At 70.7% G+C, this 14,093-nt stretch carries 11 protein-coding genes; 3 read left to right on the top strand and 8 right to left on the bottom strand.

Features of this window, described 5'->3' with window-relative positions; all coding sequences use genetic code 11:
* Positions 1–413: 413 nt before the first annotated feature.
* A complete protein-coding gene (locus tag OEB96_RS16620; protein WP_266216916.1) occupies positions 414–812 on the top strand; it encodes a PilZ domain-containing protein in 399 nt (132 codons plus the stop codon).
* 46 nt (positions 813–858) lie between these two features.
* On the top strand, positions 859–2,655 hold the full coding sequence (locus tag OEB96_RS16625) for a hypothetical protein (RefSeq protein WP_266216917.1): 1,797 nt from the start codon (positions 859–861) through the stop codon (positions 2,653–2,655).
* 39 nt (positions 2,656–2,694) lie between these two features.
* Here OEB96_RS16625 and OEB96_RS16630 read toward each other — a convergent pair whose 3' ends face one another.
* The gene (locus OEB96_RS16630; protein ID WP_266216919.1) at positions 2,695–3,582 is read right to left on the bottom strand and encodes a DUF4397 domain-containing protein; all 888 of its coding nucleotides are present in this window, start codon (positions 3,580–3,582) and stop codon (positions 2,695–2,697) included.
* 197 nt (positions 3,583–3,779) lie between these two features.
* A complete protein-coding gene (locus OEB96_RS16635; protein WP_266216920.1) occupies positions 3,780–5,444 on the bottom strand; it encodes a DNA polymerase in 1,665 nt (554 codons plus the stop codon).
* Positions 5,445–5,521: 77 nt separating this feature from the next.
* On the opposite strand from OEB96_RS16635, the gene OEB96_RS16640 reads away from it, so the two are divergent.
* Entirely contained in the window at positions 5,522–6,421 is a 900-nt protein-coding gene (locus OEB96_RS16640; RefSeq protein ID WP_266216921.1) for a ribulose phosphate epimerase, read from the top strand.
* 31 nt (positions 6,422–6,452) lie between these two features.
* Here OEB96_RS16640 and OEB96_RS16645 read toward each other — a convergent pair whose 3' ends face one another.
* From OEB96_RS16645 to OEB96_RS16670, 6 genes are all read right to left on the bottom strand, one after another.
* Positions 6,453–7,475 (bottom strand): class I SAM-dependent methyltransferase, encoded by a 1,023-nt coding sequence (locus OEB96_RS16645; RefSeq protein WP_266216922.1) that lies wholly within the window; start codon positions 7,473–7,475, stop codon positions 6,453–6,455.
* Positions 7,476–7,506: 31 nt separating this feature from the next.
* Positions 7,507–7,914 (bottom strand): hypothetical protein, encoded by a 408-nt coding sequence (locus OEB96_RS16650; RefSeq protein ID WP_266216923.1) that lies wholly within the window; start codon positions 7,912–7,914, stop codon positions 7,507–7,509.
* Between the two features lie 18 nt (positions 7,915–7,932).
* Positions 7,933–9,144, bottom strand: a complete 1,212-nt coding sequence (locus tag OEB96_RS16655; protein ID WP_266216924.1) for a hypothetical protein — start codon at positions 9,142–9,144, stop codon at positions 7,933–7,935.
* Positions 9,145–9,276: 132 nt separating this feature from the next.
* A complete protein-coding gene (locus tag OEB96_RS16660) occupies positions 9,277–9,816 on the bottom strand; it encodes a TlpA family protein disulfide reductase (protein WP_266216925.1) in 540 nt (179 codons plus the stop codon).
* Between the two features lie 48 nt (positions 9,817–9,864).
* Positions 9,865–12,003: a UbiA prenyltransferase family protein gene (locus tag OEB96_RS16665; RefSeq protein WP_266216926.1), complete on the bottom strand. Its 2,139-nt coding sequence runs from the start codon at positions 12,001–12,003 to the stop codon at positions 9,865–9,867.
* A 26-nt stretch (positions 12,004–12,029) separates the two neighbouring features.
* A complete protein-coding gene (locus OEB96_RS16670) occupies positions 12,030–14,003 on the bottom strand; it encodes a MopE-related protein (protein WP_266216927.1) in 1,974 nt (657 codons plus the stop codon).
* Positions 14,004–14,093 lie beyond the last annotated feature (90 nt).

Genomic DNA, 14,093 nt, shown 5'->3' on the forward strand with positions numbered 1-14,093 from the left:
TCCGCAGGTCGTCTTCCAGGCCGTCTTCCAGACCATCTTCCAGACAGGTGCGATCGGATCATCGCAGTGGTGGGGGGTACCACCGTTCGTGCGCGAGGTGACCCCGGCCAGTCTCACAATGCAAGGATGATGCTCGCCGCATGGCGTATCGATCGTGGACTGGGTTGGTGGCGATTCGGGGGGACGGCGCGTTTCGAAATCGATCGCAAAAAAATCGGCACCGCTTTGTCTCGATGGCGTACACTGGGACTCGAGCTCGACGCTGGGTCGAGCCCAAGGAGTCGCGTTGCCGTTGTCCGTGGCCTCTTCCTGGTGTCGCTATTTGGTCTGACCGTCATGCCATTGCAGGGCAGCGTTGCGGCGCGATTCATTGCTCGATTTCGTATTGGAGAGTCGTAGGGGGGCATGAGATCATGGAGACGCAAGCCACCGAGGCCGGGTTGCCCAGCCTCAGCGCGCACGAGCGACGGCGCTATCCTCGAACGCTGAGCCACGTCGATGCGGTGGTGCGCACCCGCAATGGCTGTGGGCGCTACCTCGTCAGCAACCTCTCGGTCTGCGGCGCGCTCATCACCCAGGGGCCGCCGCTGGAGCTCGATACCATCGCGGAGATCGATCTCCACATCCCCGAGCATCCGCAGATACGCGTGGTCGCTCGCGTGGCCCGCGAGGGGGTTCTCGACGACGGCGAGCGCTACATGGGGCTCGAGTTCCTGCACAGCTCGGACGAGACCGAGGACATGATCCAGGCCGCGCTGCTCGACGAGATCGAGCGCTCGCAGACCCACGGCGTCATTCCCAGCCTCGACTGAGCGCGGGTCCGCCTCGGTCGCGCGTCCGCAGTAGACTGCCGCGCGCATGCCCTTGGCCCGCTGGCTGCCGCGCTTCGCCGCGTTGCTCGCCCACCCACGGCTTCCGTGGCTGGCCGCTCTTCTCGGCGTGCTGCTCGCATCGCCGGCGCTGGGCACGGGGCTGTGGCTCGACGATCACCTGCATCGCTTCGTGGTGGGGATGCACGTGCGCGGCGAAGGGCTCGGTCCTTGGTGGGATCTCTACGTGGCGGCCGAGGGAGACCAGGCGCTGACCCGGGCGCGCATGGACGTGGGGTTCTCGCCGTGGTGGACGGTGCCCGAGCTGCGCGTGCGGTTCCTTCGACCGCTGCCGGCGGCCACGCACTACCTGGACTACGCGGCCTGGCCCGGGGCCGCGTGGTGGATGCATGCGCAGAGCCTGGCCTGGTACGGCGGCTTGGTGGTGGCCGTGGGGACGCTGCTGCGCCGCTGGCTGGGGGCCACGTGGATCGCAGGGCTGGCCACGCTGCTCTACGCGATCGACGACGCCCATGCCACGCCCGTGGCATGGATCGCTCAGCGCAATGCGCTCATCGCTGCGGTGCTGGTGGTGCTGATGCTGATCGCCCACGACCGGTGGTCCCGCGATGGCTGGCGGCCCGGAGCGTGGCTGGCCCCGCTGCTGTTGTTGCTGGCGTTGCTGGCCGGTGAGGGCTCGATCGCGGCGCTGGGCCTTCTCGGCGCGCAGGTGTGGTTGCTGCCACTCCGTCTCGATCGCAAGGAACCCTGGTCCGTGCGCGTCACTCGTGCGCTGCGGAGCCTGCGGCCGTTCGTGGCGGTGGTGGTGGTGTGGCGCCTGGTCTACGATGCGCTCGGCTACGGGGCGGCGGGCTCGGGGGTGTACCTCGATCCCCTGCGCGAGCCTGCGGCGTTCCTGGCCGTGCTGCCCGATCGCATGGCGGCGCTGTTGCTGGCGCAGGTGTCGGGGCCGTCGGCCGAGCGATGGTCGACGGATCCGATGCCGTGGGAGGCGGCGCGCTGGGGGGCGCTGGCGGTGGTGGCCCTCGGGGGGCTGGTGCTCGGACCTCGGCTTCGCTGCGATCGTGGGCTCCTGGTGGCGCTCGCGGGAGCGGGGATGGCCCTGGTGCCGGCAGCAACCACGGTGCCCGCCGATCGCATGCTCCTGTTGGTGGGCGTGGGGGGCAGTGCGGCGGTGGCCGCCGTGGTGGCGGTTGCGATGGAGCCTGGTGCTCGCTCGAGCCGCCGCTGGCTGGCGGTCGGGCTCGGGCTGCCGCTCCTCGGCATGCATGGCGTGTGGTCTCCGATTGCGCTGCCGGCCAGGGTGGTCGCGCTGCCGCGCGCGCTCGAACAGCAGCCGCGGGCGGTGGTGGCGAGCTTGCCGGACGATCCCGAGCTCGCCGAGCAGGAGCTCGTGATCGCCAACGCACCGCCCACGTTCGTCAGCTCCACCCTGTGGCTGATGCGGTGGAATGGTCCCGAGCCGCTGCCTCGCCGCTTGCGGCAGCTCGGCGCCGCGTGGGAACCCGTAGTGGTGCACAGACCCGATGCCCACACGCTGGTGCTGCAGCCGGTCGGCGGCTACTTCGGCGATCCGTGGAGCGCGATCGCCCGCGGGCGTGCACATCCCTTCGCGGTTGGTGATCGCGTCGAGCTGGCCGGCATGACGGTGGAGATCCTGGGCGTGGCGAAGGGCTTGCCCACGGTGGTGCGAGTGCGCTTCGAGGTACCGCTCGAGGATCCATCGCTGCGCTGGGTGACCTGGCAGGGCGAGCGCTTCGTGCCCTGGGCTCCACCCGAGGTGGGGCAGACGGTGGCGTTGTCGTCGTCACCGCCGCGCTCGTGAGACGGCCCGCCCGGCGTGGTGTGGCCCAGCGCAGGATGATCAGTTGGGTGGAACGGTCAGCACGCTGCCGTCGGGCAGCTGGGCCACCAGCGCCAGGGCGCCTTGATCGTCGTTGTTGGCGTAGACGTTGACCAACATGCCGCCCAGCACCGAGGCATCGATGCTGAAGGTCGAGTCGGGGACCGAGTCGTCGTCCACGTCGATGCCGATCACCAGCGGTCCCGCCTCGACGTTGCCGAGCGAGACCGCGGACGCGAAGTCCACGTTCTCGATCAGCGGGATGGGATCGGCGGACAGCTCGTAGATGTCGACCTGGCCCACCGCGGGCGCGGCGTGAACGACGACGACGCGGACGTCGGTGGTGGGGACGTCCTGACCGTCGTCGATCAGCACGATCGCCTGGAGCCCGGGCGCGCCGTCGGTCATGGCCATGTCGCCGATGGCGGCGGTGGTGTAGCTCGTGTTGGCGTCGAGCGTGAGCATGGGGGCGAGCAGGGCATCGGCGGGCGAGCCGCCCGCCTCGGCGATCTGGACGATGTGATCACCCGCCGACAGCTCGGCGTAGTCGGTGCCCTTGCGGAATTCGAGGCCCTCGAACACGGGGCCCTGTCCGTCGGAGAACACGTCGACGGGCGGCGTAGCGACGCCGAGGTGGATGACGCGGATCATCGCCGTGTCCTCGCCGTCGCCCGTCTCCCCGGTGGTCGGCTCGTCGGTGGTGGTTGCGGTGGGGGTGGTGGTGGTCGGCTCGTCGGTGGTGGTGGCGGTGGTGGTGGTGGGCGCGCCGGTGGTGGTCGGCGCGTCGGTGGTGGCGTCGGTAGTGGTCGGCTCGTCGGCGCCCGTGTCGCCGGTGTCGTCGCCGGGACAGCCGGTCAACAAGGTGAGGGGAAGGGGGAGGGCCAGCAGAAATGCGCGGTACGAATGCATGACGAAGTCCTTTGTGAGGTCCGGCCGAGGGCTCGGATGCAAGAGTGCTTCGTCGACCGTCTGGTAGTGATCACCGTCGGGTGCAACCGCGAAACTAAAAATCGGGGAAATGCCGGTACGACTGGGGGACTTCTCGTCGGCGCATCGCCTAGCCCGGGAGCCGAGCTCGCCTCGTGCTCACACGCCGAGTCGGCGAATCACTTGTCGGCCCAGCTCTCGACCACCGCCGCCTCGACCTCGATGGGCACGGTGGTCACGATCTCCTGCATGGCCTCCCGCAGGGTCTGCTCCACCACCGCGCGCCCCTCCTCGGCGCGTTCCTGGGGGACCTCGGCGAGGTACTCGTCGTGCACGCAGAGGATCCCTCGGCCCCCCAGCGCGCGTAGCCGCGGCAGCAGGCGGGTCATGGCGAGCTTGAAGCCGTCGGCCGCGGTGCCCTGCACGGGGATGTTCAGCGCGGCGTTGAAGCTGAAGCGTTCGGCATCGAAGCGACGGCGACGGCCCAGCGCGGTGCGAACCGTGACCGCGCGCGGAGGATGCTGGCGCCCCAGCCGACCGACGCGCGCATGCCAGGCCGCAATGCCCGGGAACGTGCGCAGGAACGCCTCGCGGGCGCGCTGCGCCTCCTGCATGTCGAGCTCCACGCCATAGCTGTCCATGGCGTAGCTGCGAAAGCGCGGTGCACCCATGCCGAACAGGAACCCGAAGTTCACCGCCTTGGCCAGCTGGCGCTCGCGGGTGCTGACCTCGGCTTCGGGCTTGCCGGTCAGGGTGGCCGCGGTCGCGCGGTGTGGATCTCGACCCTCGCGGAACACCGCGCGCATGGCATCGCAGGGGGCGAGGTGAGCGGCGACGCGCAGCTCGATCTGGGCGTAGTCGGCCACCACCAGCACGTGCCCGGGGGCGGCACGAAAGCACGCGCGCAGGCCCGGGGCCACGTGCTCGCTGGGTACCTGCTGGAGGTTGGGCTCGGTGCACGAGAACCGCCCCGAGTCGGCGGCCAGCGGGTGCAGGCGACAGTGGATCCGATCCCCGCTGACGTACTCGCGCGGCCAGTAGCCGTAGGTCGAGACCAGCTTGGCCAGGCGAGCCTGTCGCTCGGGATCGGTGGCGGTGGGCTGCTCGCGCAGCCACCCGTCCACGATGCGCTGGAACCCGGCCGCGTCCACGCCCACGCCAGCGCGCTCCATGGCCACCACCGCGGGCACGAGGTGGCACTCGAGGTCGTAGACACGGGCGAGGTCGCGACGGCGCAGCATGGGGGTGAGCGCGCGCATCAGCGGCACGAGCACGGCGGCCGAGGTGGCTGCCACCACACGCGGGTCGTCGCCGGTCAAGGGAAGCGCGGGCGACTCGAACGGCCACGCGTGCTCGAGCGCTCGCTCCACGCAGTCGGGCAGCGAGGGCAGGCCTCGACGGTGGCCCGAGGCGAGCAGCACCGCCGCCACCTGGGTGCAGCCCAGACGCAAGGGCGTGGGAGCATCGTCGCGGCCGGCCCAGGTCAGCAGGCGGTGCACCGTGAGCTGTGCCCCGTGGGTGACCACGTAGGGGCCGGAGGGGTCGGCCAGCCAGGCCAGCAGGGGCTCTGGATCCAGCGTCGTGTCGATCGTCCACACGCGGGCCTCGGAGCCCTCGGTGGCGGGGACGGCCAGCGCCACCGCGCCGGGGCAGCCGCCGCGCCAGTCGTCGGCATCGTGGCGACCGCGGGTGGGATCGGGTCCGATGAAGAGCCCCACCGCGGCGGGGGCCTCGCCGTGCAGGGCGAGCACTTGGTCGCGCAGCGCGTCGGCATCGTCGAGCGCGTGAGCGTGGGACGTGGGCCACGGCGGCAGCGCAGGGGCCTCGGTTCCCGTGAGGGGCACGCGGCGCAGCATAGCCCTCGTTTGGCGTTCGCCGCTCGCGCTCGCCCGTGCGAGCGAAATGCGGGACAGTGGATGACATGAGACGGGGCATCGAGACGCTCGGGTGGGTCGTGGGCATGGCCGTGAGTGGGGCATGCGGGAGCCCGGCCACGCCCGGCGACTCGGGCGAGTCCGCGAGCACCGGAGCCGACGAGGGCACCACCTTCGGAGGCGAGGGGGGCTCGGGTCAGGTGCTGACCACGGGACCCAACGCCACGAGCACCGGTCCCGACACGCCGGCCGACAGCAGCGGCGACGACGTATCCTTCTTGCTGCCCCCCGATGGCGGCGGGGCCAACGAGTGCGATCCTACCGCGCAGGACTGCCCGATGGGCCAAAAGTGCACCGCGTGGGCCAACGACGGCGGGAACTTCTGGAACGCCACCCGCTGCGTGGAGGTGATGGGCGGCAACCAGCCGGGGGACTCGTGCATGGTGGAGGGGAGCGGCGTCAGCGGGATCGACGATTGCGACGCGGGGGGCATCTGCCTCAACACCAACGAGGAGAACATCGGGGTGTGCATCGCGTTCTGCATGGGTGAGCAGCTCGAGTGTGGGACGGGGGACGCCTGTGCGGTCTACAACGACGGGGTGCTGCCGCTGTGCCTGCCCGGCTGCGACCCGCTGCTTCAGGATTGCCCGCCGGGCCAGAGCTGCATCGACACGCCCAACCAGACCTTCATCTGCTTCCTCGATGCCTCGGGCTCGGGCGGAGCCGACGGTGACGCGTGTCCGCCTGCCGACGGCGAGAACTCGTGCGATCCGGGGCAGTGGTGCGGGCCGGGCAGCTTCGGGTGCGATGCGGGCAACTGCTGCACGCCGTACTGTGATCTCGGCGCGCCCGATTGCATCGCGCCCGACGAGTGCGTGAGCTTCTTCGGTGATCCCGAGGCGGCGCCGCCGGGGTTCGAGAACGTGGGCGTGTGCGTGCTGCCGTGAGCGGCGGCCTCGTACGCTCGCAGGCCGGGGCTCAGGCGCCGCCTTCGGCCACCTTCACGAACCGCAGCGTGCTGCGGTCGCTCTCGCCGATCGCCTCGTACTTGGCCCGGTCCGTCTCCCCGAGCTGCAGCGTGGGCGGCAGCGTCCACACGCCCTTGTCGTAGTCCTTGGTGTCCTTGGGATTGGCGTTGACGTCCGAGCGTGCGTCGAGGCGGAAGCCGTAGCCCTCGACCTTCTGCACCAGCCACGGCTCGGGCAGGTAGCCCTTGGGCGCGCTCTGGTCCGGATCGGCATCGTCGGTGGCGCGGTGCTGCACCACCCCGAGCACGCCACCGGGCTTCAGCGCCTGGTGGATTGCGGGCATCAGGCGGTCCCACATCCCGGCCCGGTGCACGTTGTGCATCATGCGGATCACCAGCACCATGTCGAGCGAGTCGGGCTGGCCGAGCACCGGTGGCGCCTGGAGGTCGGGCTGGGTGACCGTCTGCACCTTGGCGTAGAGGTTGCCCGGCGCGGTGAGGAACAGCTCCACCGCCCGCGCACCGTAGCGCTGCTGCGGGTCTTCCGAGGTGCCGTCGTACCCGGTGAGGTAGAGCGTGCCCTGCTTGGCCAGGAACGGCGCGAGGATCTCCGTGTACCAGCCGGCCCCCTGAGCATACTCGAAGACCTTCATGTCCTGGCGCAGGCCGAAGAACACGAGCGTCTCCTTGGGGTGGCGGTGGCGATCGCGATCGGCGTTGCCAGGGGCACGGTGGGGGCTCGCCAGGATCGCGTCGAGGGCTGCCTCGGGGGTGGGGTAGCCGGCGCTCACGAGCGCGTCGAGCTCGGCCTGCAGCTCGGGGGTGAAGCGGGCGCTGATCTCCTTGGCGCGCGCCTCCTGACGACGGAGCTGGGCGGCGAGCTGCGGCGGGAGATCGTCGGTCTGCGCGGCGGGAGCGTCGGTGGCCGGAGGTGCGTCACCGCTCGCGGGCGGATCGGAGGGCGGCGGGTCCTTGCTGCACGAGAGGCAGGCGAGCAAGGCCACGGCGAGCAACGAAGAGGGGAGGCGTCGCATCGGGCGTGGTTATAGCCCGGCCGAGCGATCGTCACATCGTCGATGGGCAGGCGCTGTTGTTCATCAGGCTGGGGTCGATGTCGGTCGGGTACAGGCAGACGCAAGAGGCGTCCTGCGCGGACGGGCACACCAGCACGTCCTCGTAGCTGCGCGAAGAGCAGCTGTAGAGCGCTCCCTCGCGCAGGCATTCGCAGCCGGGTTGCGTGCCCACGGCGCAGCCCTCGCCCTTGGGTCGGCACCAGCCGTAGGGGGTCTCGTTGGATGCCTCGGCCTGATATCCGGTGCGGAAGCACTCCTGGCTGTTGAAGCAGTCGTCGGCCTCCGCGCAGTCCTCGTTCTCGAGTACGGCCTCGTCCACGCACGCTACGGCCGTCCCCAGGCCGAGCAGGAGCGCGATGGCGACGGAGCGAAGGGCGGAAGGGTAGATGCCTCGGTTCATCGTGGTGGTTCCAGTTGGTTAGAAGCGCACTCGAGCCGCGACACCAGCCCCGTTCGGCATCGGGCTGGGCCCGATGAATGCGCTGCGCTGTTGGTTGAGCTTCTTGAGGCGGGTGTTGGCGAATACCGCGAGCGCCAGCCCGAAGCCGGCCGCCGCCGCGCCACCGATGAGGAGTCCGGCGCCCACGTTGATCTGGCTGATCGCCTTTTGCCGAGCTTCACCGGGATCGGTCTCGGCCACCGTGCCCTTGCCCTTGTTGCGCACGTACACCCCGCCGTAGAGCGCTCCCAGGCCGCCGAGCGCAAGGATGTACCCGGTGGCGGTGAGCGTGCCCCACAACTTGCGCTTCTTGCTGTACTCGTCATCGGGCATCGTCGGCCCGGTGTCCGGCGTGGCGGAGCCACCACCGCTGGTCGGCGAGCCGCTTCCCGAGCTGGCCACGGTGCTCCCCCCGTCGCCGAAGATCCGATCGATCGGCACCACCTCCACCCGCAACAGCGCCCCGCATCCGGGCGGCGCATCGATGTCGGACTGCGAGGCGGCGGCGCAGGAATCCTCGCTGCCGTCCTGCTTGAGCACCTCGCGCTCGGTGCCGCTGCTCGCCCCGACGCCGACGTTGCCGACCTTCACGCCCGCGCCCACGTCGGCGCTCGCGCCCGCGTAGAACGAGAACGCGCCCACCGTCAGGCCCGTGATCACGTGGGTGGCCTCGTCGCAGCGGCCCTCGAGGTCGCGCTCGTTGAACACGGCGCGCTCGGCCTCCTTGCGGCCGACGATGATCATGTCGACGTTGAGCTGGCCGGCTCGCTCGAGCTTGGCCTCGAGGCCCACCGCGCCCACGGGGAGCTGGGCGTACAGCTCGTCCATGCTCTTGATCTTCACGCCCTCGCGCTTTTGATTCAGGCCGAGGTAGCTGTAGTTGCCCTCCACGGTGCAGTTGGTGAGCACCTCCATCTCGCAGCCCTGGTAGCGCACGGCGACCAGGCTGCGGGTGGCGCGGGCCTCGAGCGCGGCACGATCGGCCGCGGGCCACTCCACCACCAACGGCTTGGCCGCGCTGGCCTTCACGCCGCACTTGGTCTGTCCGGTCTGCGTCGCGAGGTCGGGCGAGGTCGCGAGCTGCTCGGACGGCGTGCCCTTCTTGGGGCAACCGGTCGTTGCGGCGACGATGAGACCCGCCGCCGCGACGGCCAGCAGGCGAGAAGGACGACGATGCGAGGCCGCTGCCATGGCGAGGGCGAGCATAAGCGGCCGATGGCAGCCGGTGCTAGTCCTCGTGCCGGGGCTCGACACCGGGCATGCGTGTCGCGCTCGACTCGATGGTGCGTCTGGAGGGCAGGGCGATCCGCGGATCGCGGAGTCCTACCCCCCGAAGGCCGCGATCGCGGCCGCGAGGTCGTCCTCGCCCTGCCCAGGGCCGCCGACCCACTGCACCACCCCTTGCGCATCCACCACGAAGGTCACGGGCATCTCGCTCACGCGGAACCGCCCCGCGAGCACGTTGCCCTGGTCGTGCACCACGGGGAACGACAGTCCGAACCCGTCGACGAGCGCCTGGGCGTCCGAGGCGTACTCGTCCTCGCTCACTCCCACGAACGCCACGTTGGGGTGTTTGCGATGCAGCTTCTCGGCCGCGGGCAGGGTGTGCTTGCACGGCTCGCAGTACTTGGCGAAGAACTTGATGACCACCACCTGGCCGCGCAGCTCCTTGGTGTCGATGCGGGCCCCGGCCAGGGTGGGGCGGGCGAAGTCGGGTACGCCCTGCTGCGCGAGCGGGCTGGGGGCGCTGGGGGGCGGCCCCGCGGGTCGACAGGCGGCTGGTCCCAGCGAGGTCGCGCCAACCACGACCAGGGCGAGCGCGAGGGAGCGAAGCGAGGCGGGCGAGGTCACGGCCGAGATCACAGCGGGATCCCTAGCAGAAAACCGGGCCTCGTGGGTGGTGACGGCGGTCTACCAGACCTCCACCTCCCCCAGGGCGGCGAAGTTGCGCTTCTTGCCCTTGATCACCACCCCGTGCTCGCCGCGATCGCCCTGCGGCACGCTGATGTCGAAGTTCTGTCGCTCGTTGCGGCGTAGGCCCACGATGAGCTCGTGCGGGCCGGGCTGGATCTCGAGCGCCGGGGCCTCGAACTCGAAGCGGTGGAGGATGTAGTCGCCCTCTCGCCAGAGGTTGGGAGGGTAGATTCCACCGGTGAGGTCGTGCGGCTCGCCGTTGATGCGACTGGTGCGGTCCTTGAGCAAGCGGGCGTAGATCTGCGAGCCCCCGGGCAGCGGGCGGAGCACGCGGATCGACAGCTGCAGCGTCGCCTTGCGGCCACGGACCACGGGCTCGGTCACCTCCCAGCCGATGATCTCGATGTAGTTCTCGAAGCGCAGCATGGTGGGGTGGCGCAGCGGCTGCGGCTCGTCGAACAACACCCCCGGGATCGGGTTGCGATCCTCCTCGCCGCTCGGCAGGAGGTTGGCCACCAGGCGTAGATGGGCGTGGTGGTCGTCGAGGACGAAGAGCGGCCAGCCATTTTGGCGATGATCCTGGTGCAGCGCGGGGAGATCTCGCTCACGGATGAGCGCCGCGCGAGGCTCGTCCGCGCCGAGGTAGGTCGCCAGCTCGCGGCGGCTGGCCAGCGTGAGCACGTCGCCGGGGCCATGGAGCGACAGCCCCTCGTCGCGGACGCGGTGGTTGCCGAGCTGCGGGGAGAGGACCCCGGCCTCGACCAGCGCACGGTGGTGCTCGAGCACTCGACGCGGCGAGAGCAGATCGCAGGTCTCGGGCACCAGTCTCTGGGCGTAGCCCCACGCGCCAACCAGGGTCGCGGCACCGAGCAGCATCAACGGAGCCGCCGCGCGTCGGGCGGGATCCATCCGATCGAGCAGGCGATCCACCCGATGTCCCCGCCCGCCCGCAGGGGCCAGGAGGCCCGCCAGCAGCAGGGCCCAGAGCGCGGCCGAGCCGATGCGGCCGAGCCGCTCGGGCGCCTGCAGCTGCTGCCCGGGGAAGGAGTGCTCGCCCTCGAAGGCGAACAGGGGCACCGTCACCCGGCCTGGCGTGCGCGAGGCATCCTTGCCCACGACCAGCATGCCGAGGACGACCACCGTCAGCGCGAGTCGGCGACCGGTGCGATCGGTGCGTGGATCCTGCATCCACTCGACGGCCGCGGCGGCGCCGAGCGCCGCGGGCACGATGATCGGCAGCGGCACGGGGCCGTAGACCAGGCTCCAGCCGCTCGCGATCGTCACGCCGAGCCCGAGCCATAGCGCGGGTAGGCGATCGCGTCGGCCGAGCAGCGCCCCGGCCACACACAGCGGCGCCCACGGAAACAGGCCGTAGCCGAGGTCCTCGAGGCCCGCGGCGAAGCGACGGTTCTCGGGCTTGTCGATCAGCACGAGGTCCTTGGCGGCGCCCAGCAGCGGGATGTAGCCGTTGCCCTGGCGCAGGCTCAGCATCACCGCGATCCCCAGCGTGACCACGAACCCGAGCCACAAGAAGACCGCGATGCGGGGGTGGATGCAGGCTCGCTCGCCGTCCGGCGCGCCGGGGCGCTCGACCGAGGCCGCCACCGCGAGGGCGCCCAGCGGGAGTGCTCCGCCGATCGCCAACCCTGCGCTGGCCACCGACAGCGCGAGCAGACCCGCCGCGACGATGCCCGCCAGGCTCGCGCGCACGAGGCTCGGGCTGCGCAGCGCCAGCAGGCCCATCAGCACCGCGGCCACGCCGAGCGCCTCGGCCACGGGGTTGCCCAGCGCGGTGCGGCCCGCGACCGCCACCACCGGGAATGCGAGCGCGAAGCCTCCCGCCAGCAGGCTCACCCACGGGGATGCGCCGCGGCTGCGCGCGACGCCGGTGGTCATCGCCACGAGCGCGATGGCGGCGAGGGCATGGGGCAGCCGCAGCCCGACCTCGCCCCCCAGCACGGCGTACGAGCGCTCGCGCAGCAGGTCGGGCAGCCACGGGCTGCGCACCAGATCGCTCATGCCGGCGCCGAGGGCCGCGAGCACGCGGTCGAGCGCGGGGAGCTCGGCGTCGCTCCAGAACCCGTGCGTGCCCAGGCCGGGGAGCAGCACGACCGCGGCCACCAGTGCGGCGATCACCGCGAGTGCGGGCGGGGTGGACCGGACTAGAACTCGCACTGCGAGGTCGCCTCGTTGCAGGTCGAGCCCGGGGCCACGAACGGGCACACGTCGCCGAAGAACGAGGTGCACGGGATCCCGCACACGTCGGCCGTGTGGTCGTAGCAGATGTGACCGGGGGCGCACTCGAGGTCGTTGTTGCAGCGGCAGTTGAAGTCGTCGGGGATCCCGTTGTCGTTCATGTCGGTGCCGTTGCAGCACTCGGTCACGTAGAAGTCGCTGGCGCTGCAGTCCTCGTCGGCGCAGTCGATGGTGCCGTCACAATCGTTGTCGAGACCATCGGTGCACGCGTCCACCCCGAACTCGGCGGTGGGGTTGGCCCCGCCCACGCACCCGGCACACCCGGGAACCAGCGTGCAGTCCGGGTCGGCGCAGTCGGCATAGACGTCGCCGTCGTTGTCGATCACGTCGTTGCAGATCTCGGGCGGGTTCTCGATGATCTCGACGTTGAGCTGCCACGGACCCTCGTTGGGCCCGCCGAACGGATCGATGGTGTAGCCGTCGAGGAAGATGAAGTAGTTGCCGGGCTGCAAGAGCACGAAGTCGAGCGCGGCCGACCACATGAAGCCGCCGCTGTCGTCGTCGCAGCCGAGCTCCTGGCCCACCGTGCACGAGCCGGCACGCACGTAGAGCACCGAGTCGAACGAGGTGCCGACCGAGGTCAGCGTGACGTGCGCGGGCTGGAACAGCACCAGGCGAAACACCGCCTCGCCGGCCCCACCGCCGCACGTGCCCTCGGTGTTGTTGGTGTGGCCGGTGGTGTCGCCGAAGAAGGTCCCGCTGGCGAAGATCGACTGGGCGGTGCCGCAGTTGCTCTGCCCGATCACGCATATGGGGGCGCCAAAGCAGTCCGAGTCGTCGCAGTCGATCGCCCCGTCGAAGTCGTCGTCGAGGTCGTTGTTGCAGATCTCGGGCTGGATCGGGCAGCTGGGGTGGAACACGCACGCTTCGTCGGCGCAGTCGATCTTGCCGTCGCAGTCCTCGTCGACGCCGCCCGTGCACTGCTCGGGCATGCACATGGCGCAGGCGGCCGAGACCACGCACGCGGGGTCGGCACAGTCGACCAGCCCGTCGCAGTCGTCGTCGGTGCCGTTGCTGCAGTTCTCGGGCACGGGGGGGCCCAGGCAGGTGCAGGGGAACAGCCCCTCGCAATCGGGGTCGGCGCAGTCGATCAGCCCGTCGCAGTCGTCGTCGGCATCGTCGTCGCACTGCTCGACCTGCGCCATGCAGGTGCAGGCGGGGTCGGGCAGGCAGTCGGGATCGTTGCAGTCGATGGCGGCGTCGCAGTCGTCGTCGAAGCCGTTGACGCACAGGCCGGCCTCCGCCGCCGCACACCCGCAGGCCGGGGTGCCGATGCAATCGGAGTCGTTGCAGTCGACGGTGGTGTCGCAGTCCTCGTCGGCCCCGCCCGTGCACTCCTCTCCGGCCGGGTCGGGCACGCAGCCGCAATCGGGCACGCCGTCGCATGCGGGGTCGAAGCAGTCGGCGACGCCGTTGCAGTCGTTGTCGTCCGCGTCGAAGCAATTCTCGGGCGCGCCCGGGAAGGTGTTGGGGTTGAGGTCGTTGCAGTCATTGCCGCCGCACTCGGGCGGCGGCACCCCGTCCTCGTCGTTGTCGCGCAGCACGGTCACGCACACGCCGTCCTCGCACGAGCCCACCAGGCAGGGATCGGGCGAGTCGCACTCGAGATCGATGGTGCAGAAGAGCGGGGGAGGGGGCGGATCGACGGTGGTGTTGGTATCGGTGGCCGTGATCGTGGTGGGCGGCGGCGGCAGATCGTCCCCGGAGGTGGGCCCCGTGGTCGTGAACGTGGTGGTGGGTCCGTCGGTGAGCGTGCCGTCCTCGGTCTCGGTGCCACCGGTGCCGTCGGCTCCCGACACGTGGACCTCGAGATCGGTGCGTCCGCACCCGCTGCCGAGCATCAGGCCCAGCGCGACCAGGATGACCGCGTAAGCTCGCATTCCTGTCACAGACTATCAGGAGATCGTGTCGTGGCGAGCGTCGATCCGCTCCGCGCCAGTACCGCAGCCCCATGGGGGAGCGGGCCAGAC

Origin of the sequence: Paraliomyxa miuraensis (assembly GCF_026337845.1) — a bacterium.
In the GTDB taxonomy this organism is placed as follows: domain Bacteria; phylum Myxococcota_A; class Polyangia; order Nannocystales; family Nannocystaceae; genus Paraliomyxa; species Paraliomyxa miuraensis.